Raw genomic sequence first — 22,031 nt, forward strand, 5'->3', positions numbered from 1 at the left:
TTCATCTCCGGCCAGAAGCGCGGCGTTTTCGGTGTCATCAAGCGCGAGCTGCGCCGCCGCTCCGCCATCGAGCCCATCATCGGACACCTGAAGGCGGAAGGCCACCTCGGGCGCTGCTACCTCAAAGGCCGCGCCGGCGATGCCGCCAACGTCGTCCTCTCAGCCGTCGGACACAACTTCCGCCGCATCCTCGCCTGGCTGAGATATCTCTTGTGCCTGTTCCTGGCCCAGCTATGGCGCACGCTCGCCCGGCCAGCCTCGATCAATCCGGCTTCTTAACGGACGACTAGATAGTTTCCGAAGAGAGGACGTCAAAGGCACTCCGTACCCCAACTCACGCCAATCCATTTGGAATAACGGCTATCCGGGCCAGATACGCCAATGCGTCGGCCGCACAGCGATTTGCTCTCCGGTATTCGCGTTGATCCATCCGCCGAAGATCCGGCGGCAAGGAAAGACCACCCGGTGAATTGAATTACCCTCGATCACGGCAATCTCCAGATCCTGATCGAAGGGCGGCGCCTTTCCAAGCTGCTCCCATGTCAGATCATTAGATGCTGGGCGGTGTTCATAGCTGCGGGGTGACAAATTCAGATAACCTTGTTAACACCGCGCACATCGCTTGGGTTCTGCGCGGACGGGCCCAAGCCGATAACGTTCGGATGGCCCGCGTTCTCGATCGCGTCAGCCGCGGCGGAGGGCTATCGGCCATGCGCTGTTGTGACGAAACATGATCCGCTCGCGAACTGAAATATTTAGATCTGCGCCACGAAACGACATCTGAGCTTTGGTCGAATTGATTTGGATCAGCTCAAGGCCTCGGCCGTTGATATTTGTAGCTGTGCTGCACAAGTTAGACTGGACTCCAGCTCCAGTAATCCGGCCCGGAGCAGGGTAAATGGTCCGGCCGTCTGTCATATCACGTCCCTTGTTGGTGAGACACATCTCCTTATCCTCCGGCGTCATCGTGTTGGTTGTGTGTGGGGGGCCTCCCTCACGCGCGCATTTTCTTAACACCGTTAGATGGGCGGCATCGCTCTGAGCCCATAGCAGGGCCGTCCCGCAGGCCGATAAAGTAGATGCCGTCGCAAGTCGGCGCAATTTATCATGTGGCCGGTCATTGGCCGCCGCGCGGCTGCGGCTGCGTCTGGTAGCAGTCCTAGGAACGGCAGCGGGTACCCGGGCAAGAAAGCATCATGGGCGTCAAGCATTTCGGTCCGCCGTGCGTCTGACCTTACTAGAAGACCACTTCTATCAGAGGCAGCCGCTGCAGCATTGATGCTTGTCAAAAAGTTGTGCGCGTCCGGGATCGGAGGCTCGTGACCGCTACCAGCCGCAGACGCTCGTCGACATGTTCCGAACTCGCGCTTCAGCCAGCGCCTCGCGTTCTCTGCAACAGACCAACGCGTTGAATTGAGGTGCAACCCACGCCCATGGCTAGGACAACTTTTCGCCATTGCTCCGTGCACGCCGACGGTCAATTGATGCTTCGCCTTTCACTCGGTGGCCTTGCCGGGCGCTGATAGACCTTAAGCTCCGGCGCTGAAGTCCTGGACCGGGCTTATCGAAACGTGGGCTAGGACAAGCGTGATGAGCGGCTTCTGCAATCGCGTCTTCAGGTGGACCGCCGATGCAAGTTCGGGGTTCTTGGTGCCCAGCGATCGCTTGCGCGCATAGCCGCCGGCGCATGGCAGAAATCAGCCCGCGATAAGCCTGCACTTGCGGCAGTCGTTCACAAGACTATCGCGGACAACTCGTAAAGTTCACGGCGGACTTTCTTGGCCTATCTTCGGAGGATCAGACAGACCTCTTGGGATGCTCCTTGAGGCAAATCAAATACTCCCCGCGCGAATGGCAGAATAGTGGATAAGCAAACCACACAAAGAGAGGGGGCATGCCTTCATTTAGCGTCCGGTTTATGAAGATCGTTTGCGACGATGCCGGCGGCGAGCATCGTGCGTGCCAGGCAGCATTCAAGGTCGATGCCGCCTCGCTGAGTGCTGCTGCTCAGCAGGCGGAGACCGATTTCTGCCGGCAAAGGCGGGTCCGCGATTGGACAATCTTCGCCGATGTACTGGAGCTTCGAACACCGCCTGCATGAGCCAATCCGTCCACATCATCTTCGAGCATTCCGCGAGGACGAGCTCTCCTGAGTTGCAAGGGCGTCGCACTTTCCGGGTTTCCAAGGAAGTTTAAGGTCTTCAACTCCGGCCAATGCTCTCAGTTCACGCCCGTGACATTCACCGGCGTCCTCGCCAGTCATGGTATTCTTCGGCTATGGCATCCGGCGCGACGACGTGTTCGTCGAGCATGCCTACGACATTGTGTCCGGCTCCGCGTTTCAATCGGATGAGACTTTGCCCTTTTACAGTGACCGGCGTCCACTTCGAACCTTGGCAGCGGTGCTCCGCATCAGCCTTACTTCCGCCCGCTGCCATTCCGTGCGGTAGCCTTACTGTGGCAAACGTTCCAATTATACAATTTGAACCACGCCGGCAGCCGTATATGGAATCCCGAAGGGACGGCAAATACGTCATCCGCCGGCGAACCTGCCAGGTCAGATAGGTTGAATTCGTGGTGTAGAGCACGTATCCGGCAATGGTGTAGAGCGCATCTGACCAGCCGGCCAAGGCGGGATCATCCCAGTGGGTAGAGAACAGACGATCGCGCTGCTCCGCGTCTGTCCTCTGCGGCAGCGGGCACACAAGCTGGCACGCGGGTCCGCCATCGGATCAAGGACCGCTACCTGGACGAACTGAATGAGGACGTCGAAGGAATTGTGAACACGTTGCGGAAGCTTAACGTGACCGTGCATCGACCGATGACACTCGATGCGTCCACCGTGGAGGTTCGCACCCTTGCTTGGTTGGCCGCAGTCGTGCCGCCGCTCAATGTCCGCGACATAGCGTTAGTGGTTGGAGACGAATTGATCGAGACCCCTCCTATGCTCCGCTCACGATACTTCGAGACGCAATTTCTCAAGCCAATCTTCGCGTCCTATTTCGACCGAGGCGCGCGATGGTCAGTGATGCCGCGCCCGTTGATGACTAACCGTTCATTTGACCGCTCCTACGCCCTGTCAACGACCGGTGGTCCAACGGAACCGATCCACCATCCCGGAACACATCCCTATGACGTTGGCCTCGAGATGATGTGGGACGGTGCGCAGTGTTTGCGTGTTGGACGCGACCTCGTCGTAAATATCGCTACCAAGAATCACGCGATGCCATGTGATTGGCTTGAGCGCCATTTGCAAGGACGATTTCGGATCCACCGTGCCTACAAGCTCTGCGATAGCCATATTGATAGTATGGTCATAGCGCTTGCGCCGGGGCCGCTGCTCGTGCGGTCTCGCGAGGTGGCGGACTATTTGCCAGAAGCAATGCGCAACTGGGACATGATAGTAGCGCCCGAGCCAACCAAAAATAGCTTTCCGGCTTACAACGACGACGATCTGCTGTTGTCCAGTCTTTACATTGATGTCAACGTCCTCTCGGTCGCTCCTGACGTCGTCTTAGTCAACGACGCCTGCCCCGAGCTGGCTCGGATCCTTGAACAGTACAGCTTTCAGGTTGTCCCGGTTCGGCGCCGCCATAGACGGATCTTCGGCGGTGGGTTCGTTCCATTGCGTTACTCTCGACACGGTTCGCGAAGGCGGGCCGGAGGATTACTTCAGCTAGTACCGACGATCGTCTGCTTTCCGGGCAACGATCTGCTAAGCCGCTGCTTTGGGAGCCTCATACCTGGCGAAGCTTATGCTGCATCAGCTAGTTGGGAGAAAAATCGTAGCGTAGGCTGGCATTGCCGTAGTTGAGCCACCTAGATAGACTCTCCGCCGCGTTTGAGGTCGACATTGACGGGTGCCTCTCCGGGCGCCGTAAGTCGGGACGTGCACACGCTCACATCTTGCGGCACCATTGTGCGCGTGACCGTCTTCCCTTATCAGGACGGGAGCTTTTGAATGTCATTTGATCGTCCAGTGACTTAAAGGAAACTGTTGCTTCGATGTCACCAGATCGGTGAACAGCCGATCTACGCTTGTGCGAAAAAGAGCCACCACATGTTCGATATCTATTTGAACCAAAGAAACGATCTTTTGGTCGTGCCGAGAGGCTTTGCGATCCCCGCGGGATTGGGCGGGAATTGGAAACGAAAGAAGCGGGCGGTTCGTTTCGTGAGCGACGTCATTCGTCAGGATGTACAACGGCGTGGCTACTACCGACGTCGTTTGATCTCAAGTCGGTCGAAGTCGGCAGTCGAGACCACCTCACGCTCCTAGTCAACGCAGCTATCTAATGCTGAACCGTTCTTCGGAAGAGTCCTGGCAAGATGCAGTCGAAAAGCGTTGCTTACCGCGGCGACGGCAGGCGGGTGTCGTGCAATCGGCTTTAGGAGGAAGCTCTCTTTTGAAAAGCGGCTCGCAGCTCTGGAGCTTACCTCAAAATATGTAATATGGGCTTTTCCTTAAGTCGATGGCGTGCGCGAGTTTTCAGTTGTCGATACTGAAGATACTCGCCTGCAGCCGCACGGTCTGGCGAGTATCGAAGTCGTTAAGCAGCATTTGGCTATCTATTTTAGCAGCGGCCCGGAGTGGACGGACCGTATGAAGCGGATTGCGAGCCGCGCGACCCCACTCGATGTTTTCGGCCAAAAGCTGATCGAGCGGAAGGCCGGGTGCTGGATTATCACCGAAGAGGGAAGAGAGTACTTGAGGCGCTCGAAAACTTAGATCGGGGTACTATGCAGGCGCAGGTTGAGCGAGAGATCGCGCAAGAGCCGAAAGCTGAGCTGCCGCTCCCTTTGGTTTCTCGGCTGGAAGCGAACACGGGCAGAAAGCGTCCCACGGCATGCGATTGAGCCGACGTAAACCGATGTCGACGTGGAGGAAAGCCGCTTGAACCCTTGCTGGTGGTGATGCAGTTCGACTGGATTGCGAAGTTCAATCTAGAAACAGTGTCGTTGTAATCAGTGTTGTGGAGTCCGCCTTCGTGGTTATTGATGACGTCGCCCTGATTGTTTTGCCAAGCTGCACCTCCCTTGAGATAGGCCAGCGTGCCACCCGACGCGCCAAACGTGTAACCGACACGACCGGTCGCGGTGGCAAAGATGTTCGGACCTGCCTTGCAGTTTGCACTCACGACAAAGCCGGACGACGCGAGGCAGGTATTTGTGCCGTCTGAGACAGCACCGCTGACATCGAGTTCGACGCCAAACACCCAGCCGTTCTTCTGCCAATTGTAGCCGATCTGGCCACCTGCGAGGAACGTCGGCGTATCGACTATGCCGCCATAGATTGACGGACCGTAGGGATTGCTGAAGGAGGTTCGGCCGTACCCGCCGCCGACGTGTCCACCAATATAGCCTCCGGACCAGTTCCACACCGCCGCGGGCAGTTTCACTTCCGGCTCAAGGTCTGCCGCATTCGCCGCACCATTTGCGACGAGCGCAATTGTCGTGGCTCCCAAAAGAAGAACTCCAGGTCGCATTCAACACGTCCCCTGCAGTTTCTCGGTCCATAACCGAGCGTCCATAAGCTATCGCCGCAGCAAACCGTCGGGGCGGAGCAGACGCTAACAGCGACACGCGCCGAGTCCGTCCCGAAGACCATCGCGCTGCGATTGGTGATGATGCCGCAAAGAGAGCAAGTCGCGTGCCGAAGTGAATTCGCAGGCTTTGCGGGCACTTCGTCGCGGCGTGTGTCGTCAATCTGCTGACATTTGTCTCAATACCGACAGCCGCGCGGCCACTGCCCCACCAATACTTGGCTAGCGCGGTGTCATGGGCCGAAGCGCACGATGCGCCGGTCTCACTTTGGCTACCGGAAGCCTTGCTGCCTCAACAGGTGGAAAGACAGTGCGGAACGGGCTCGTCGCTTCGAAGATATTTGAGATCGATCTGTGCTCCCGAGCGCTCTCATCGAGAGCACTCTTCATTTGACGCCGCTCTAGTCTTCAGACGATATCCTTGCTCCTGCGGGTTGGGATCGAGGCTCTCACAGGTCTCTCCGGCGATTACACGTTCTGCGTCACTCCACAGAGTATCGGCACTGGCGTGTTTTCGGGGATAGATTGCGGCCCCTCTATACCAGCTCATCGGCTGTATCATTTATTGCGGTGTAGATTTCGTCGAGGTCTGCCGCTGTGACGCAAGACGGGGGCACGACGTAGATCGTATTCCCCAAGCGGGCGCAGCAGTAAATTTCGATCGTTTAAGAACGCCAGAAGCGGCACGCGAACGCGTAAGCCGACCGGGACCGATATTGGCGAGGTATCCTTCGTCAGCGACTTTCAGTTTAAGTTCTGTGATTCCAGGTGAACCGCGCGGACCTGTTTGCTGACGCGGAGATCGCCTTGCGCGGCCGTCGTCTCGTAGAGCGCGTATAGTTGGGCTAACGCAGCGCCGGTCAGGTCGTGGAGATCCGGCGCCTCCTCCGGCGAGAAAAGCGTCCACGGGCGCTGAACCCGAGGTATGCAGCACGGCGGTGATGCGGATACGTGCGCCGAGATGCTCGGGATTTGCCGGGATGATCGTCATCGGCTCGGAAGCCGCGTGGAACAGCAGGCCATAAGTGCCGATCGCACCCCATAATCGGCAACACTAGAGTCTAGCGAACCTGAACCCGCGGTAAGCGCGCCGCAGGCAAGCGGACGACGAGCTGGCTGTCCGTGATGTCGATGACTTCCTTGCGCTTTCTCCCGTCATCGTACCGCAATTCGAACGACACTCCCGATCCAGATGGGGCAAAGGGCTCAGGCGTAAGGCTGATCCACCCCGCCCCCAAATTCAGAATGATCGGTCGATCCGCCCGGAATCGCGCGTCGAGCAGCACCAAGTCCAATCGAAGAGACTGGAGCCGCACGTTGAGCCGTCGCCGCACGCCATCACGTGGCCAGATACGCAGTGTGTGAGCGAACGTCTCCATGATGCCACCGTGACAAACCTGCCCAAAGATGGGATCGTCGGCAACGATCGTCGCAGCAGCGCGGACCGCCCCACAAAATCCCAGGTCGATCTCGCACGAGTAATACCACGTTCCACGGTGATGCGGCTGACCGAGCCATGTGGTGCCGCTCGGCGCCGGCTCGAAGCCGCCACCGGCCGCGCCGTCATTCTCCTCGCCCGGATACCAATAGCCATGACCCGCCGACGCAGGGCCGCTGTTCAGCAAAGCCCACGCGCTGAGTTGTGAGGCATAGCCGAGACGAAGGAGCGGATGCGGGTCGTCTGCATCGTTCAGCGCATGATCAAGCAGCGCCCAGCCACCCATCTGCGCCATGTAAGTCAGCGTATAGGCGTCGCCCGCAGTGTGGCGATAATCGCTGCCCAGATAGTAATAAGCAGGTTCCAGCCAGCCACGGCAGAACAGATTTGCAGCGATCTGACGCTCCGAGAAGGCACGCGCCGCCGCCTTCGAAACCCCCATGGCGACAGGGTCGTCAAGGGCCGAGCGCGCCAGTGCCTGCGTTGATTCGAAGGCTGTGGAATCGAACGGATATTCAGACTTGAACAGGTCCGCCTTCGGATCGACGAAGGCGCGCACCTTACGCGCCCAGTGCGCCTCCAACGTCGCCGCCCCGCGTGTCAAGCCCGCCGTCGTGAGCGCCGAAACCAGTTCGGGGATCACACATTCGTTGTAGAAGCCGGTGCGGTAGGCAGACCACATCACCACGCGCATCGGCACCGTGAACATGGCCAGCGCCGTACCGTAGGCGCGTACCAAATAATCTCGTGCGCTCTGGCGGGTGGGTATCGCGGGATGGTCACGCGCGATGCGGTGCATGGCCAAATACATCGCGAAGATGTGCGGATAGACATAAGGCCGCCAGATATGCAGGCGACCCTTCGGGCCGGGATCGCTGCTTTCCCTGTTCTGCTTCCAATCGGGTATGCCGTAGAGGCCGTAGGCGTATGCCTCCTGTGTGGTACGTTGCAGCCCGCCCCAGACGAACGTGTCTATATACCGATCCAGCGCCGCCACTTCCGCCACATCAGGATGCTCGGCATTCTTGGTCGCGAGGTAAGCGGGCTTGCTCAGCCCGGGATCATCACACGTCACCTCGTAGATGCGCCAACCCTTGATCCGGTCGTAATTGTCCGGGCCAAGCAGGACCTGCGTCTCCATATTCCACTCGCCAAACAAACCGTCGTACCATTTGGACGGGTCACGATGCTGCCGCTTCACGATGAAGGTTGCGCGCTTCTTCATCATCGTCTCGACGGGCTCGGTAGCGGAGAATTCAAGAAATGTCTGGCGCGCACCCGGCTGGTGCAGGGTCAGCCGGTTCTCGCCCAATCGCGAAAAGCGAACCCGCCACAGGCGCCTGCCAGCCCGATCCGGCAACCGTTGCACCACCGTGTCGCCGGTAAATTCCGCTTCGATTCGCTCCACCGGAATGGAGGACGCGAGCGCGATGTCGACATGCAGGTCATTGGGAACCGTCATGCCCGGCATCACTTCCACGTCCACCAGACCGGCGTCCGCGATAGCCCTGCGCGCCGCCTCGTAATTGGCAACCCATTGGAAGCGGAGACGGTAACGCCGTTGCTCGGCCGGCGACAGGGACAGGGAATGCGTCGGCTGTCGCCAGCGAGTCCCCGCCGCCACTGCCTCGCCGGCGGCCGCTCCGCCCAAGATGTAGGCGCACCACGTCCCACTGGCTTCGGCCGAATCCTTGTGGACATCCCAATATTCCAGTGACGTGTCCGCTTCCGGTAAGAGCATGAGGAAGGGGCCGGTGCTGTTGCCGCGAATCCAGAAGATGTGCGATCCATGCCCCGAGACGAAGCTGTGCTTCAAAACAGCCACCGATGCCGGTTGCCCTGCCGGAAATTCGGTGTTCATCGGCATGGGAAAATAGAGGTCGCCAACCTCCACGCTCGCCATGCCGTCGTTCCGCAGCATGATCTCCCACGTCAATCCAGCCTCGTCGACTGCGAGGCGGGTCGTGAGAAGGACGCCGGCATCGCGGGCTGCTAGTTCAAGGGCCGCGCTATGCATCGGCTTCGTTGCATCAACGCCGGTTCGAAGCGTATGCCACTCGGATCCGGCACGCCGAACTCTAGCGTGAGCCGTCCCCAGCACGGCTCCAGGCAGAACATAATCCGTGTCATACGCATCGTTACGATAACGCAAGGAGGTAATGCCGTCTTGTGTGCACCCAACGACGAAGGGAGAGTCGACCGCCTTCAACACCATGGCAACCTTGCGCTGCGGCCGATTGGGTGTAGGCAGCGTAACGCCCCCGAAAAACGCGCTACCCAAGAAGCTACTGCCCAACAGCATCGTACGACGCGTATACGTCCAGGCTTTAGACATGGCTTTAGACTTCGTCATCAACCGTATCCGGTATCGCTCCATACGGATGATCAAGGCGTGCCGTTTCCCGCCGTAAACGTCAACGCGACAAAGCGACATACGTTCTCAAGTACCCAGCGTTCGGTTGCCACCGCTTCGTCACCATCGGTCCTCACGGTGCCCTTGGACACCAGAGCTTGCTCGCAAGGAGGCCAAGCTGCTCTTGGGCCTAGTTGCCAATGGCAAAGACCCGGTCGATGACAAAGTTCACGGCGCGCCTGAGGCATTCGGCCGAGCGCCGCCCCTCGACATTGCGCGGCTTCCACTGCCTGCTCACTACTGCGTAGTCTTACTTAATCAGAGTGTCGCGGCTTTTACCGAGAAGATTCCTATTTTTGAGAAGACTCATCTATTCGGCGTGCGGAGAGGCTGAGATGGGTCGGGTAAAATGGGGGACGTCGCGTCGAGGTTTTCGGCGTATGTTGAGGGTTTTACGAGCGTGATCGGGGACGGAGGCTGAGCCAAACCGCTTCGCGATTACTCCGCCGGTCTGATGATGCCTTGCGATCGCAAGAGTGTCGAGCCGATGGCCGCCATCACGGCTCCTGAACGGAGAGCAGCGCAACACCAGTCGTTGTTACATTTTGCCGGTCAAGGCGACTGGTTGGGTCAGCAAGTAAATTTTGTGATTTGTAGTGCGTCGGAAGGACTGGATGTAGGCCAGCTTGGGACATGAGGAACATTAATCGTGAGCTCCGCGCTCGCGAGGGCGCCATTCCGGCACCAGCGCGAGGCAGGCTGAGCGTCGACGACTTCTGTGCCCTCAAGGAAATCACCAAATATTGCCGATGCGGTTGCGGAGGCAGCGCGCGCTCTCTGCCGCGCAATCGTCTGATGCTTTGCGACGTCACCACGACTTTCACGAGATGGGCCTGCCGACATTTCGATGTCGTCGAAATCAACACTCTCTTGGGCCGAAATCTTCCGGACCTGGAAGCTCTCGCCGTTGCACAAGTGCAACGACATTTCGCTGCGATCGGCGAGGCAGACGAACGCTGGGTGGGCGATGGTATGCATCGCATCGAGGGCGAAGAGACTGAGATCTGTCCCTTCTGCGCTCAGGACCATGCGAATTCGCCGCGCATCGAGACTACCGCGCGTACTTCAGTGAGGGCTAAAGACGGCGGAGCAGAGCAATATTGTTGAAAGATACAAAAAGAGAAGGAAGGTTTATCGCGAAATGACAAGAACGCGTAGTCAAATAGCGGACCAAAGTAATGTGTTTAGTGAATGAGTGAAGGACTTGATTCCCTTTCCAGAAAGAACAAATGTTGCCGAGAAAATACAAGAGATTCTAACAAGCGCGGCGAACCGGGCGCCGGAGGAGCCTATTTTTTGACGAATATCGAAACGTTTGCGAGGCGCCGCCGGCGCACGAAGTCGTGCCTCGCGCGCTTTGCTTGTCACCTGAGCATAGGGACGTCCTTTTATGGATCCAATCAGGGCAGCAGAAGACAGCCGATGAAATTGCCGAGCTCAATCGCAACGTCGATGCGCAGCAAGCCGAGCTAAGGCGGATCTCGGATCAGATCGCAACCCTGACCCAAAGAATCGAGGGGCTGCAGAATCCGGCGCCTGTTGCTTCTCCTGCTCCTGCTGCTTCTTTGCCCCCCGCGCGCACCACATCCAAGCCGGCCAAGAGAGACGTCCGGCCCTCGAAACCGCAGGGGCTGGTTTCCGTCGGAGGCGGGCCGCTGACTGCAGAGCCAAGCACGGAACAGCGCTGATGACCACAAAATGCCTGCCATATGAGGCTTCGCCTTCCAACCACGTCGAAAACCGACGGTCCACCATCTTGATTGGCAGGCCGAGCCTCTCATTGCGCCGCGCGGTTTCGGAAATCTTCTGCGAGTCGCAAGAAGTTCATGAGCAGGACGTGCCCCTGTGAGGTAAGTATCGACTCGGGATGGAACTGGACCCCATAGGTGGGATAATAGCCGTGCGTGAGGGCCATGATCTCGCCTTCCTCCGAACGCGCTGTCACTATGAGGTTCTGCGCACATGATTGATCAAGCTCGACGATAAGTGAATGGTAGCGTCCGACCTCAAGCGGGGTTGGCAGCCCCTTGAATAACCCTCGGCCGTCATGCGCAACGTATGAGCGCCGACCGTGCATGGGCCGACGCGCACGCCCCACCCGTCCTCCGAAAACACTCGCAATACACTGATGTCCAAGGCAGATGCCGAGAATTGGTACGCGTCCTGAAAGTTCGCGAACTACTGCTGTCGATATTCCTGCCTCAGTGGGGGTGCAGGGGCCGGGCGATATGACCACCGCGCGCGGGTTGAGACCAACGAGCTCGCTGATGCTGATAGCGTCGTTTCGGATCACTTCCGTTACTTCACTGAGCTTGTGGAAATAGCGGGCAATGTTGAACACGAAGGAATCGTAATTATCGACGATGACAATCAAAATGCACCAGCTGGTTCAGAACCAAATGCATCAAAGATTCGCGCTGCCTTGGCGAGCGTTTCCTCGTATTCGCCCTCGGGCTCCGACAAGGCCGTTATACCGCTGCCCGCATGAAACACAGCCAGGCCGCCGTCGATGGTGACAGTGCGGATCGCAATACTGGTGTCCATGTGCCCGTTGAAGCCGATGAAGCCGATCGCCCCACAATAGACCTCTCGCGCTATGCGCTCGATTTCTGTAATAATTTCCATCGACCGCGGCTTTGGCGCTCCCGTAATGGAGCCGCCGGGAAAGCAAGCACGGAGCAGGCTAACAGCGTCTTCGTCTCCGGCAAGTGTCCCCGTAACGATCGACACGAGATGGTGCACTGAAGCATAGGACTCGAGATTGCACAGGGCCGGAACCCCGACCGAATGCGCGGTGCAAACGCGTGACAGATCGTTGCGCAAAAGGTCGACAATCATCGTGTTCTCGGCATGATCCTTTTCGGAAGCGAGGAGAACAGCCGCACGGCGCTGGTCTTCCTTGAAATCAGGAGAACGCGCGATTGTGCCCTTGATAGGTCGTGTCTCGACTTGTCGCCCCTCAAGTTTCAGGAATCGTTCCGGCGAACTTGATGCGATGGTCAGCTTTCCCCATCGCAGCAGGGCCGCAAAGGGCGCTGGATTCAATGATCGTAGCTGGCAATAGAAGGCGAGCGGATCAAACGAGGTCGACAGGCGGGTGCTGAAACGCTGCGCAATATTCGTCTGGAACACGTCACCCGCGAGGATCAAGTCGATCACGTGTTGTACCGCCGCGATGTACCCCTCGCGGCTGAAGTTCGAGTGCCATGCGCCCGCTTTGCTGGGACAACCCTTCTGTGGCGCCTTTGCACCGGCAAGCAATGCTGCAAACTCGTCGGCTCGACGAAGCGCTCGTTCGCTCCGTCGCACGCTATCCTGCTCCGGCCATCCGGTCGAGACGATCCAGCATTTGTTATCCCGGTGGTCGAAGCTGATGACCACGTCATAGAAATGCAAGATAGATTGGGGCAAACCCAGACCGGCAATTGCCGGCGCAGACAATCGCTCCAATGTCCTGTTCATGTCGTAGGCAAGGTAGCCTGCCGCTCCTCCCTGGAATGGCGGGAGATCGGGACGATGCTCTTGCGGGTACTTCGCGAGTAGCGTGCGAAGGACCTTCCATGGTTCGGCCTCGAAAGTCAGTCCGTTCCAACTGGCTCGGCCGTTCGTGACCCTGTAGGTGCTGAACGGGTCGCACGTTAGATATGAGTAGCGCCCAAGCAGCTCGTGCCTTGCCGCGCTATCGAGAAACGTGAGATGCGATCGATGCCCGAGACGTCGCATCGCCGTGACAGGTTCAACCCACTGCAACTCGCGAACGTACATCGGGTTATCGGTCACAGGGGGCTGACGTCGTGAAGGTGCCGTTCCATCTGTTGCCCCACCGATGAGAATGACGCTTGTCTGCGATGGGCCGAAACATGAGGCCCATTGCCAAGTTAACCCGGCGGCGGACTTTTTGCTGCGACAGCACCAGGATCATCCTGCCGTGGAGGCGAAAGGGGTATCTGTTGATACATCGAAGTCGGCCGCGAACCGCAGCTCGCGGAGCGGTCGGACCCGTTTAATCGACTCCTGGTAGAGCTCGTGCGCTTTGTACGCTGCGAGCTCCGTCTCGCTGTCGAACTCACCATAGACCACGATGTCGATATCGTTGCCGAGCTGATCGGTCTTGCGGTTGCGGGCAACCTCAAGCCGGCGCGCATGTGGTATCGTGGTGAGAAGCGAAAGACCTTCGATGATCTGGTCGATATGCGCCTCGTCCTTGGCGCTGAAGAAGACGATGTGACGAATCATGGCGGTCCGTGGAGATGTCGCTAGCGGGTGCCATAACTATCTGGGAATAGAGCCGGTTGCAATGAGGCTAGTCGCTTGCCGCATGATCGTCGCTTGCAATCGTCGGCGATCCGGCAATGAAGCTTGCCAGATTTGCTCAGGGCGCCGGAAGGGCAAGGCGCTCAATGGTTTGAATGTGCCGCGTGAGCAGGTTACAGGCGTGATCGACGTTGCGCGTTCGCAAGGCTTGCAGAATCAGGCGGTGATCTTGATTGGAGCGCGGTCGCCAGCCCGCCGATCGCGCCATCGCGAACACCAATCGAGAATTGGCAAGCTGCAATCCATCGAGGCTCGCGAGCAGACGCGGCATTCCGCACGGCGCGACCAAGGCTTGGTGAAAGGCGCGGTTGGCCATCTCAAACTCCTCGATCGTCTTTGCATTGTCTCCTTCGATTAGGGCGAGCTCGATTTGAGCCAAATGAGATGTTGTCAGCCTTGGCCCCGAATGGCGCAATGCCACCACCTCGAGCGCGGCGCGCATTTCGGCGATCTCTTTCACTGAACGGGTATCGAGCGGGGCAACCCGAACACCGCGACGCGGCACAGCGACAACAAGATGTTGTGCCTGCAGGTGCCGAAAGGCCTCGCGCACGGGGACGTGGCTGGAATTGAATTCTCGTGCAACGTGATCCTGACGGAGTGGTGCGCCTGGCGCTAAGGCGCCGCTGATAATGCGCTCAGCGATTGAGTCCGCGATGCGCGCGACCATCGTCATGTTGTCAGCAGTGATCATAGATTATCTACCGCAATAATCGGTGCATTTGCGAGGCAGCTCGATTAGCATCTCTTCGAGAGCGATGACTATAGATAATTCACGCGATTATCTACAATTGAGCGGGATTGGGTTATGGATGCTGCTGTGCAAGTCCAACGGAAGGAAGCTAGCAACGGGGCGCGGGTTCGTAATCATTGGAACGTCGAAGAGGTTAAGGCGCTCTACGACCTTCCTTTTGCCGACCTGATGCTTCAGGCGCAGCGCGCTCATCGCAAGAACTTCGATCCAAACCACGTCGAAACTGCGAGCCTGCTCAGCATCAAGACCGGCGGCTGTCCGGAGGACTGCGGCTACTGCTCGCAAAGCGCGCATTATGCGACCGGCCTGAAAGCGACCCGCCTGATGCGTTGCGCCGATGTGGTTGCGACCGCACAGCGCGCGAAGGATGCCGGCGCCACGCGCTTCTGTATGGCCGCGGCCTGGCGCACGCCAAAAGATCGCGATCTTGATTCTGTCTGCGACATGGTCAACGCGGTCAAAGGTCTCGGCATGGAAACGTGTGTCACGCTCGGCATGCTGACACAGAAGCAGGCCGCGCGCCTCGCCGAGGCCGGCCTTGACTTCTACAATCACAACGTCGACACATCGCCCGAGTTTTACAGCAAGATCATCACCACCCGCAGCCTGCAGGACCGCATCGATACGCTGGCGCATGTGCGCGATGCCGGCATCAAGATCTGCTGCGGCGGGATTATCGGCATGGGCGAGCGCGTCGAGGACCGCCTAGGTATGCTCGTGTTGCTCGCCAATCTTCCCAACCATCCCGAAAGCGTGCCGATCAACCTGTGGAACAAGATTGGCGGCGTGCCGGTGGAAGACACCGCGGAGCCTCCCGATTCGATCGCGCTGGTCCGGCTGCTGGCGACCGCGCGGGTCATTATGCCGAGGAGTGTGGTTCGCTTGTCCGCCGGGCGGCAATACATGACCGATGAATTGCAGGCGCTTTGCTTCTTGGCCGGCGCAAATTCAATCTTTGTCGGCGACGTGCTCTTGACCACCAAAAACCCGAAAGTTGATCGCGACGCGGATTTGCTGGCCCGGCTCGGCATCACGTCCGGGCTCGCCTGACGGAAGCAGTGCGCGCAATATGTTGCCCCTACATCCAGCCTAGGTGAGAAATGCAGATAACTTTGATGAAGGGCGAGATCCATCGCGCCTCATTGACCGAAGCCGATCTGCACTATGAAGGCTCGATCTCGATAGATCGTACGCTCCTGGAGGCAGCAGGAATGGTGATCAACGAGCGCGCCGAAATCTACAATGTCGAAACGGGGACGCGCTTTGCCACCTACGTGATCGAGGCGCCGCCGATGTCTGGCACGATAAGCCTGAACAGTGCGGCCGCCCGACTGGTGATGCCCGGAGACAAGATCATTATCGTTGAATATGCCTCATTCGACGAGGCCGAAGCAAAGATGTTCAAGCCGCGCATTGTGCGTGTGGACCGAGACAATCGCATCCTGGCAAGTTGAACCTAACGGGCCATCCTTCCTTCTTAAACGGCCAACGCATTTTTGCGCGATTTGATGCGATCCTCGGAGTGATGAATGCGGTCGATCCAAATAGCTAGACTTAGTCCCTACGTCGCAGCGTTGAATGCCTTGAATGAAGATGAACGGCTGCGCTGCCTCAAGCCGCGCGTGGGGATCGATTTCGCATCGAACGACTATCTGGCGCTCGGGAACGCCTCGCGCATCAAAAAGGCGATGGTCGCCGCGCTCGAGGCGGGCACTCCGGTTGGAGCCGGCGGGTCGCGGCTTCTGCGCGGCAATTGCGAGGAGCATGAACGGCTCGAAACAGAAGCGGCTCAGTTCTTTGGCGCGGAGGCAGCGCTTTTCTTTGGAGGCGGCTACATCGCAAATTTTGCCCTCCTGACAACGCTCCCGCAGCGCGGCGATCTGCTCGTTCTCGATTCGCTCGTGCACGCCAGTATTCACGAGGGGGCGCGGGCCGGTCGCGCAGAGTGTCGAATTCACGCGCACAATGATCCCCAGTCAGTCGAAGACGCAATTCGCGCCTGGCGAAACAAAGGTGGAGCGGGCCGCGTGTGGATTGTGGCCGAAAGTCTCTACAGTATGGATGGCGACTTCGCTCCACTCGAAGAGCTAGTGGCAATCGCCGATCGCCAAGACGCGTTTCTGATCGTGGACGAGGCACATGCCACAGGCGCTTACGGGCATCAAGGACGAGGGCTCACGGCCCCTTATGACAAGCGCGAAAATCTCATCGTCGTTCATACCTGCGGCAAAGCGCTCGGTGCGGCGGGTGCACTTGTTACGGCCTCCGGCATCTTGCGCGATTTCATGGTCAACCGCTGCCGTCCGTTTATTTTTGCCACCGCCCCATCACCATTGATGGCCGTTGCCGTTCGAGAGGCACTCCTCACCCTGCAGAAAGAGCCGGAGCGGCAGCAACGGCTGGCCAAACTCGTTGCGTTCGCGCATCGGCAGATCACCTCGCTTGGTTTGCGCACACCATCGACCTCTCAGATCGTGCCCTACATCGTAGGTGACAATGCTCATGCAATGCGACTTGCCTCTGCTCTGCAGGCGCGCGGCTTCGATATCCGCGGAATTCGGCCGCCAACCGTCCCTGCAGGCACCGCCCGCTTGCGAATTTCGTTGACACTCAATGTTGGCGAAGCGGACGTGCGCGCGATGCTCGATGCGCTGGTTGAGGTGACGAGGGGCTCGTTTCGATGAATAAACGGATCGTCGTGACTGGTACGGACACCGGCGTCGGCAAAACGGTATTCTCCGCAGGGCTCGCCGGGCTTCTCGGCGCGAATTACTGGAAGCCGGTCCAGGCTGGACTCGAACAAGAGATCGACTCCGAGTGCATCCGCCGCCTCGGTGGCCTCTCGTCCGATCGGATTGTCCCGGAGCTCTATCGACTTCGGACGCCCGCGTCGCCCCATCACTCAGCGGAGATCGACGGCGTTCGCATAGATACAGAGACGCTTGGACTGCCGGACAGCGGCGAGCGGCGACTCGTGATCGAAGGCGCCGGCGGACTCATGGTGCCGCTGACAGCGCGCACGCTTTACATCGACATCTTCGAGCGCTGGCAGCTTCCCGTCGTGCTTTGCGCAAGGACGGGACTGGGCACAATCAATCACTCCCTGCTCTCCATAGAGGCTCTGCGGAAGCGTCAGATTCGAATCCTTGGGATTGCGTTCATTGGCGAAAGAAACGCCGAAACTGAAAGCGCGGTTTGCGAGATCGGGAGAGTGCGTTGGTTGGGACGGCTCCCGTGGCTTGTTCCCCTCACAAACGATAGGCTGCAGGCCGCTTTCAAAGACTCCTTTGTTAGCAGCGATTTCCTGAACCTATGAAGACAGCTAAGAGGTCGCCGATCTGGCATCCGTTCACGCAGCATGCTCTACAGCGGGACATGACGAAGGTGGTCCGGGGAGAAGGGGCCTATCTCTACACCGAAGATGGCCGACGCCTTATCGATGCAATCTCCTCCTGGTGGGTCGTGACCCACGGCCATTGCCATCCATGCATCGTGAACGCGATCCGAGAACAGGCAGGCAAGCTCAACCAGGTCATCTTCGCCGGATACACTCACGACCCGGCTGAGCAGGTTGCGACGGAACTATTGAAGGTCACCTCCGCAGCGCTCGAACATGTGTTCTTCTCCGATAGCGGGTCCACCAGCGTCGAAGTCGCGCTGAAAATGGCGCTCGGCTACTGGCGCAATACCGGAAGAGAGCGAACCAAAATTGTGGTGATGCAGCACTCGTACCATGGCGACACGATCGGGGCGATGTCGGTAGGTAGCCGAGGCATCTTCAATGCGGCCTACGGGGCGCTGATGTTCGAGGTGACCTCGATTCCGTTCCCGGCAAGAGATTGTGAGCAAAGAGCTCTCGATGCGCTTGAAAACGCGTGTCGAAACGAACATCCCGCAGCCTTTATCGTGGAGCCCCTGATATTGGGTGCCGGTGGAATGCTGATGTATTCGCCCTCGGTGCTAAGAGAGATGAAGCGGATTTGCGAAGCCTTTGACGTCCTGTTCATTGCGGACGAGGTCATGACAGGCTGGGGCCGGACGGGTACCTTGTTTGCGTGTGAGCAGGCCGATGTCACGCCCGATATTGCTTGCTATTCGAAAGGCCTCACGGCTGGGGCGCTGCCGCTCGCCGTCACACTGTGTCGTGCCGATATTTTCGATGCGCATTATTCTGAAGATCGCACGCGTACGTTTTTTCATTCGAGCTCATATACGGCCAATCCAGTGGCCTGTGCCGCCGCCAAGGCTAATCTGGACCTATGGCAGGATCAGGAGTATCGCTGGCGGCTGGCATCCTTGGCGAGGATGCAAGAACAGGCACTCGCGCCGTTCCGCCTCGATTCACGGTTCGCAAACGTGCGGCGCACAGGAACAGTCACAGCGGTTGAACTCAACACGCGCGATGCCGGCTATCTGGCGGACATCGGTCCGAGGCTTTTGGCTTTCTTCCAAGCGCGGGATCTGCTGTTACGCCCACTCGGTAACACGATCTACGTGATGCCGCCTTACTGCGTTACGGCGGCCGATCTTGATGAAATCTATACTGCCATCCGCGACGCTGCTGACTTGCTGATGTGAGATGCACGAGACTGTGCGATCGTCTGCAGTGACAGGATCTTGGAAGGGAAAGTGCCCGTATTGCTGCTTTTGATAGTGCAACGAGGATGCAGCCCCCAACTTAAGCGCTCCCGATCCAACTGCCGCAGTAATTCTGCGGGCTAGTCATGCAAGGCGCAGCATTTGACCGAAATGTCGAGCGAATTGCGTAAATCACGATAGAGAAATCAATTATCTTGACCAAATTCTCGGCGAGGCTATCTGCGGAAAGTACTGCTTCGCGAGGCAGCCGCACATCAGAGTCAAGGCTCTTGATGGCTGCAACAACCAGGAAGACGGACCGCCGGGCGGGCCGCACCTTCGGTGCGCGCGTGGTGCTGTGGTCAGAGGGCAGCGGGGCTTCCCAGGTAAATGTCTGACAGGAGGCGAGAATGCACATTGGCTTCCGTAATTCCCTCGACCATTCAGCCACTTGCTGCGCGATATGCGGCGGAAAGTTTGGGCTGATCCGCCATTACTGCTGGCGAACGGCTCTTTGCTCGAAGAGATGCGTCAACCGCTTCAAGGCGCGGCGGGAGGCCGATCAGAAATGGCTTCGTTGGCTTCGAGCGGCTTAGGAATGGACTGAGTTGTGCCGGTACGGCCCTGGTCGGAGAATTCGAGTGGCCCTCTAGAGCACGTGGAAATCAAGTGACAGAAACATCGGCGAAAATAATCGACTTCACGGCCTACAGGGCCAGCAGGCTGGCGCGGTCTGAGCGCGTTCGCGACGACATCTACTCGACCGCGACTCTCGCTGCGCTTACGGCGGCCTGTCACCTTTGGACGTTCCTGGCCTGCCATCCGTTTGCTTTGCTCGGTGCGCAGGCGCCGAAGCAGGAGTCTCACGAGTCCCCCTAGCGGGCAGACACGGAGATGTGCCCTAAAGACGAAGTCCCCACTGCGCGCATCTGCGCTCGGTCCGGTCGCCGTCACCGTTTGGAGAGACTGCAATCAGCCCAGAAACGCGTGCAGATGGTGGCTCGTCGCGAGCGCCGCTCCTCGATTGAGGGCGCGGCTGGCATAGCCGCTGAAACTGCACGTGAAGACGAGCCATCGGGTGGTGAAATGGATGAGGAAGGTCTTGTCTCATGGTTGCGCGACCATTGGACTGTTTTTGCGCTGTTCCCCAGTTCTAGACAACTGGGATCTCCATCCTCCATGCCATTGACAGGTTTCTCCCGCGTTCTCTAGGAAGCGCCGACGGTGTGTGCGGAGCGGATTCAATATGAGCCACAGTTCAGAGCAGCCTCTAGAGCGTGTCACGATTCCGGCACTGCAGCAGTGGAAGGATAAAGGACGGCGTGTCGTGATGACCACCGCCTACGATGCGGTTGCGGCGCGCATCGCGGATCCCATTGTCGATATCATCCTGGTCGGCGATAGCGTTGGAAACGTCTGCCTGGGATTCGACAACACGCTGCCCGTCAGCGTGGCCATGATGAATCATCACCTGGAGGCTGTTGCGCGCACGAGGCCTCATGCCTTGCTTGTGGCCGACATGCCCTTTCTCAGCTTTCATGTCGGTTCTGAGGATACGATTCGCAATGCAGGAGGTTTTTTACAGCGTGGCGCCGATGCTGTGAAACTCGAGGGTGGTGCCAAACGCATCGAGATGGTACGCGCCTTGGTCGATTGCGACATTCCTGTGATGGGACATCTCGGTCTGACCCCGCAGAGCGTCAACGTCATGGGTGGATTCAAAGTGCAGGGAAGGACAACAGATACCGCCTTGCGGTTGCTCGATGACGCGCACCGTCTGCAGGAAGCCGGTTGCTTCGCGCTTGTCCTGGAGGGCATTCCTGCCGAGCTCGCGGCGCGAGCGACCGAATCTCTCACGATACCCACCATCGGGATCGGAGCAGGACCCGATTGCTCGGGCCAAGTGCTCGTGTTTCATGATGTCTTGGGGCTAACCGAAGGCCATCGCCCCAAATTCGTTCGTGCCTATACAAATGGATTCCAGTTGTTCCAGGAGGCGCTGTCGCGCTGGGCTGCCGATATCCGCAAAGGGGCGTTCCCGGGCTCAGAGGAGTGCTATCGGCTTCCTGATCAGCTTCGGCATGCCGTCGCCAACTGGGTGCCCTCCAGTTCAACCTCAAGGTAAGAAATGAAAGTAATTACGAAGGTGGCTGAGCTGCGTCGCGCCCTTGCAGACGTTCGCAATGCCGAAAAGCGCATCGGATTCGTTCCGACGATGGGATACTTGCACGACGGCCACCTGGCCTTGATCTCGGCCAGCCGGGAACACTGCGACGTCACTGTCGTTAGCATCTTCGTCAACCCCACTCAGTTCGGCCCAAATGAGGATCTCAGCAGGTACCCCCGCGACTTCGCGCGCGATGAAGCGTTATGCGGCAGTGCCGGGGTCTCCATCATCTTCGCGCCAAGTGCAGAGGAGATCTATCCGGCTCAATTTGAGAGCTTTGTCGAGCCGGGCGAACTCGCAAAGCCGCTCTGCGGAGCTTTCAGGCCTGGACATTTTCGTGGTGTAGCGACCGTCGTCTGCAAGCTATTCAACATGGTGCAGCCGGACGTCGCGTACTTTGGACAGAAGGATTTTCAGCAATGCGCGGTAATACGCCGCATGACGGTTGATCTGAATCTTCCGATCGAGATTGTCACTGTGCCAACCGTGCGGGAGCCAGATGGGCTGGCAATGAGCAGTCGCAACCGTTATCTCTGCCCGGAAGAACGTGATCGGAGCTTGGCGATCAGCCGTGGCTTGTTCGCCGCAGCGCATGAGTTTGCCTCAGGGGAACGCGACGCCGCAACGCTGATTGCGCTTGCAAGAAGGCATTTGGAAAGGGTCGATCGACTACAGTACCTTGAGCTTGTCGACCCTGGGACTCTAAGGATTGCTGACAGCCCTCTGCGCTATCCGGCGGTGCTCTGTGTCGCAGCGTACGTCGGCTCCACGCGGTTGATCGACAATGTAGTCCTGTCCTGGTCGCCATCGTAGCGAGATCCGCA

At 58.5% G+C, this 22,031-nt stretch carries 17 protein-coding genes and 2 pseudogenes; 12 read left to right on the forward strand and 7 right to left on the reverse strand.

Annotated elements, in window-relative coordinates:
* The 3 genes from IQ16_RS42225 to IQ16_RS42245 form a co-directional block, all read left to right on the forward strand.
* A partial coding sequence (locus tag IQ16_RS42225; RefSeq protein ID WP_488226086.1) for a transposase occupies positions 1 to 279 on the forward strand: 279 nt, incomplete at its 5' end.
* 1,615 nt (positions 280 to 1,894) lie between these two features.
* Positions 1,895 to 2,101 carry a hypothetical protein gene (locus IQ16_RS42235; RefSeq protein ID WP_026312600.1) on the forward strand — a complete coding sequence of 69 codons (207 nt, stop codon included), beginning with the start codon at positions 1,895 to 1,897 and terminating at the stop codon, positions 2,099 to 2,101.
* A gap of 702 nt (positions 2,102 to 2,803) precedes the next feature.
* Positions 2,804 to 3,814 carry a glycine amidinotransferase gene (locus tag IQ16_RS42245; protein WP_198046591.1) on the forward strand — a complete coding sequence of 337 codons (1,011 nt, stop codon included), beginning with the start codon at positions 2,804 to 2,806 and terminating at the stop codon, positions 3,812 to 3,814.
* 871 nt (positions 3,815 to 4,685) lie between these two features.
* Here IQ16_RS42245 and IQ16_RS47075 read toward each other — a convergent pair.
* The 3 genes and pseudogenes from IQ16_RS47075 to IQ16_RS42275 all read right to left on the reverse strand — a co-directional run bounded on the left by IQ16_RS47075 (position 4,686) and on the right by IQ16_RS42275 (position 9,415).
* On the reverse strand, positions 4,686 to 5,486 hold the full coding sequence (locus IQ16_RS47075) for an outer membrane protein (protein ID WP_244636074.1): 801 nt from the start codon (positions 5,484 to 5,486) through the stop codon (positions 4,686 to 4,688).
* A 937-nt stretch (positions 5,487 to 6,423) separates the two neighbouring features.
* Positions 6,424 to 6,567: pseudogene (locus IQ16_RS47745) on the reverse strand (IS91 family transposase); the annotation flags it as partial.
* 37 nt (positions 6,568 to 6,604) lie between these two features.
* On the reverse strand, positions 6,605 to 9,415 hold the full coding sequence (locus tag IQ16_RS42275; RefSeq protein WP_038959897.1) for a DUF5695 domain-containing protein: 2,811 nt from the start codon (positions 9,413 to 9,415) through the stop codon (positions 6,605 to 6,607).
* Between the two features lie 328 nt (positions 9,416 to 9,743).
* On the opposite strand from IQ16_RS42275, the pseudogene IQ16_RS47750 reads away from it, so the two are divergent.
* Together IQ16_RS47750 and IQ16_RS42290 are read left to right on the forward strand one after the other, a co-directional pair.
* A pseudogene (locus IQ16_RS47750) lies at positions 9,744 to 9,974 on the forward strand (transposase); the annotation flags it as partial.
* Positions 9,975 to 10,027: 53 nt separating this feature from the next.
* Positions 10,028 to 10,501 carry a hypothetical protein gene (locus IQ16_RS42290; RefSeq protein ID WP_011084884.1) on the forward strand — a complete coding sequence of 158 codons (474 nt, stop codon included), beginning with the start codon at positions 10,028 to 10,030 and terminating at the stop codon, positions 10,499 to 10,501.
* Between the two features lie 670 nt (positions 10,502 to 11,171).
* On the opposite strand, the gene IQ16_RS42300 is transcribed toward IQ16_RS42290, so the two are convergent.
* From IQ16_RS42300 to IQ16_RS42315, 4 genes are all read right to left on the reverse strand, one after another.
* The gene (locus IQ16_RS42300; protein ID WP_018646910.1) at positions 11,172 to 11,768 is read right to left on the reverse strand and encodes an anthranilate synthase component II; all 597 of its coding nucleotides are present in this window, start codon (positions 11,766 to 11,768) and stop codon (positions 11,172 to 11,174) included.
* Positions 11,765 to 13,159 (reverse strand): aminodeoxychorismate synthase component I, encoded by a 1,395-nt coding sequence (gene pabB / locus IQ16_RS42305; protein WP_026312597.1) that lies wholly within the window; start codon positions 13,157 to 13,159, stop codon positions 11,765 to 11,767. The genes IQ16_RS42300 and pabB overlap by 4 nt, the downstream gene beginning before the upstream one ends.
* 153 nt (positions 13,160 to 13,312) lie before the next feature.
* Complete coding sequence (locus IQ16_RS42310; protein WP_018646908.1) at positions 13,313 to 13,630, reverse strand: Dabb family protein; 318 nt, start codon at positions 13,628 to 13,630, stop codon at positions 13,313 to 13,315.
* A gap of 136 nt (positions 13,631 to 13,766) precedes the next feature.
* A complete protein-coding gene (locus tag IQ16_RS42315) occupies positions 13,767 to 14,402 on the reverse strand; it encodes a GntR family transcriptional regulator (RefSeq protein WP_018646907.1) in 636 nt (211 codons plus the stop codon).
* Between the two features lie 114 nt (positions 14,403 to 14,516).
* On the opposite strand from IQ16_RS42315, the gene bioB reads away from it, so the two are divergent.
* The 7 genes from bioB (at position 14,517) to panC (ending at position 22,020) form a co-directional block, all read left to right on the forward strand.
* Positions 14,517 to 15,512, forward strand: coding sequence for a biotin synthase BioB (bioB, locus tag IQ16_RS42320; RefSeq protein ID WP_018646906.1), 996 nt, complete (start codon positions 14,517 to 14,519; stop codon positions 15,510 to 15,512).
* A 50-nt stretch (positions 15,513 to 15,562) separates the two neighbouring features.
* Positions 15,563 to 15,916, forward strand: coding sequence for an aspartate 1-decarboxylase (gene panD, locus IQ16_RS42325; RefSeq protein WP_018646905.1), 354 nt, complete (start codon positions 15,563 to 15,565; stop codon positions 15,914 to 15,916).
* A gap of 75 nt (positions 15,917 to 15,991) precedes the next feature.
* Positions 15,992 to 17,146 (forward strand): 8-amino-7-oxononanoate synthase, encoded by a 1,155-nt coding sequence (locus tag IQ16_RS42330; protein ID WP_018646904.1) that lies wholly within the window; start codon positions 15,992 to 15,994, stop codon positions 17,144 to 17,146.
* Positions 17,143 to 17,778 carry a dethiobiotin synthase gene (gene bioD / locus IQ16_RS42335; RefSeq protein ID WP_011084893.1) on the forward strand — a complete coding sequence of 212 codons (636 nt, stop codon included), beginning with the start codon at positions 17,143 to 17,145 and terminating at the stop codon, positions 17,776 to 17,778. Before IQ16_RS42330 ends, bioD begins: the two co-directional genes overlap by 4 nt.
* A complete protein-coding gene (locus IQ16_RS42340; RefSeq protein WP_018646903.1) occupies positions 17,775 to 19,040 on the forward strand; it encodes an adenosylmethionine--8-amino-7-oxononanoate transaminase in 1,266 nt (421 codons plus the stop codon). Before bioD ends, IQ16_RS42340 begins: the two co-directional genes overlap by 4 nt.
* A 1,246-nt stretch (positions 19,041 to 20,286) precedes the next feature.
* On the forward strand, positions 20,287 to 21,165 hold the full coding sequence (panB, locus tag IQ16_RS42355) for a 3-methyl-2-oxobutanoate hydroxymethyltransferase (protein WP_026312929.1): 879 nt from the start codon (positions 20,287 to 20,289) through the stop codon (positions 21,163 to 21,165).
* A 3-nt stretch (positions 21,166 to 21,168) separates the two neighbouring features.
* Complete coding sequence (gene panC, locus IQ16_RS42360) at positions 21,169 to 22,020, forward strand: pantoate--beta-alanine ligase (RefSeq protein ID WP_011084897.1); 852 nt, start codon at positions 21,169 to 21,171, stop codon at positions 22,018 to 22,020.
* Positions 22,021 to 22,031: the final 11 nt, after the last annotated feature.

Source organism: Bradyrhizobium huanghuaihaiense, assembly GCF_007830635.1.
Lineage (GTDB): Bacteria > Pseudomonadota > Alphaproteobacteria > Rhizobiales > Xanthobacteraceae > Bradyrhizobium > Bradyrhizobium huanghuaihaiense.

Bases quoted from the DNA above. Each gene is read 5' to 3' on its own strand.
- IQ16_RS42315 (WP_018646907.1), bottom strand. From the start codon at position 14,402: ATGATCACTGCTGACAACATGACGATGGTCGCGCGCATCGCGGACTCA.
- bioD (WP_011084893.1), top strand. From the start codon at position 17,143: ATGAATAAACGGATCGTCGTGACTGGTACGGACACCGGCGTCGGCAAA.
- IQ16_RS42290 (WP_011084884.1), top strand. From the start codon at position 10,028: ATGAGGAACATTAATCGTGAGCTCCGCGCTCGCGAGGGCGCCATTCCG.
- panD (WP_018646905.1), top strand. From the start codon at position 15,563: ATGCAGATAACTTTGATGAAGGGCGAGATCCATCGCGCCTCATTGACC.
- panC (WP_011084897.1), top strand. From the start codon at position 21,169: ATGAAAGTAATTACGAAGGTGGCTGAGCTGCGTCGCGCCCTTGCAGAC.
- IQ16_RS42275 (WP_038959897.1), bottom strand. From the start codon at position 9,415: ATGTCGCTTTGTCGCGTTGACGTTTACGGCGGGAAACGGCACGCCTTG.
- IQ16_RS42235 (WP_026312600.1), top strand. From the start codon at position 1,895: ATGCCTTCATTTAGCGTCCGGTTTATGAAGATCGTTTGCGACGATGCC.
- bioB (WP_018646906.1), top strand. From the start codon at position 14,517: ATGGATGCTGCTGTGCAAGTCCAACGGAAGGAAGCTAGCAACGGGGCG.
- IQ16_RS42310 (WP_018646908.1), bottom strand. From the start codon at position 13,630: ATGATTCGTCACATCGTCTTCTTCAGCGCCAAGGACGAGGCGCATATC.
- panB (WP_026312929.1), top strand. From the start codon at position 20,287: ATGAGCCACAGTTCAGAGCAGCCTCTAGAGCGTGTCACGATTCCGGCA.
- pabB (WP_026312597.1), bottom strand. From the start codon at position 13,159: ATGTACGTTCGCGAGTTGCAGTGGGTTGAACCTGTCACGGCGATGCGA.
- IQ16_RS47075 (WP_244636074.1), bottom strand. From the start codon at position 5,486: ATGCGACCTGGAGTTCTTCTTTTGGGAGCCACGACAATTGCGCTCGTC.
- IQ16_RS42340 (WP_018646903.1), top strand. From the start codon at position 17,775: ATGAAGACAGCTAAGAGGTCGCCGATCTGGCATCCGTTCACGCAGCAT.
- IQ16_RS42330 (WP_018646904.1), top strand. From the start codon at position 15,992: ATGCGGTCGATCCAAATAGCTAGACTTAGTCCCTACGTCGCAGCGTTG.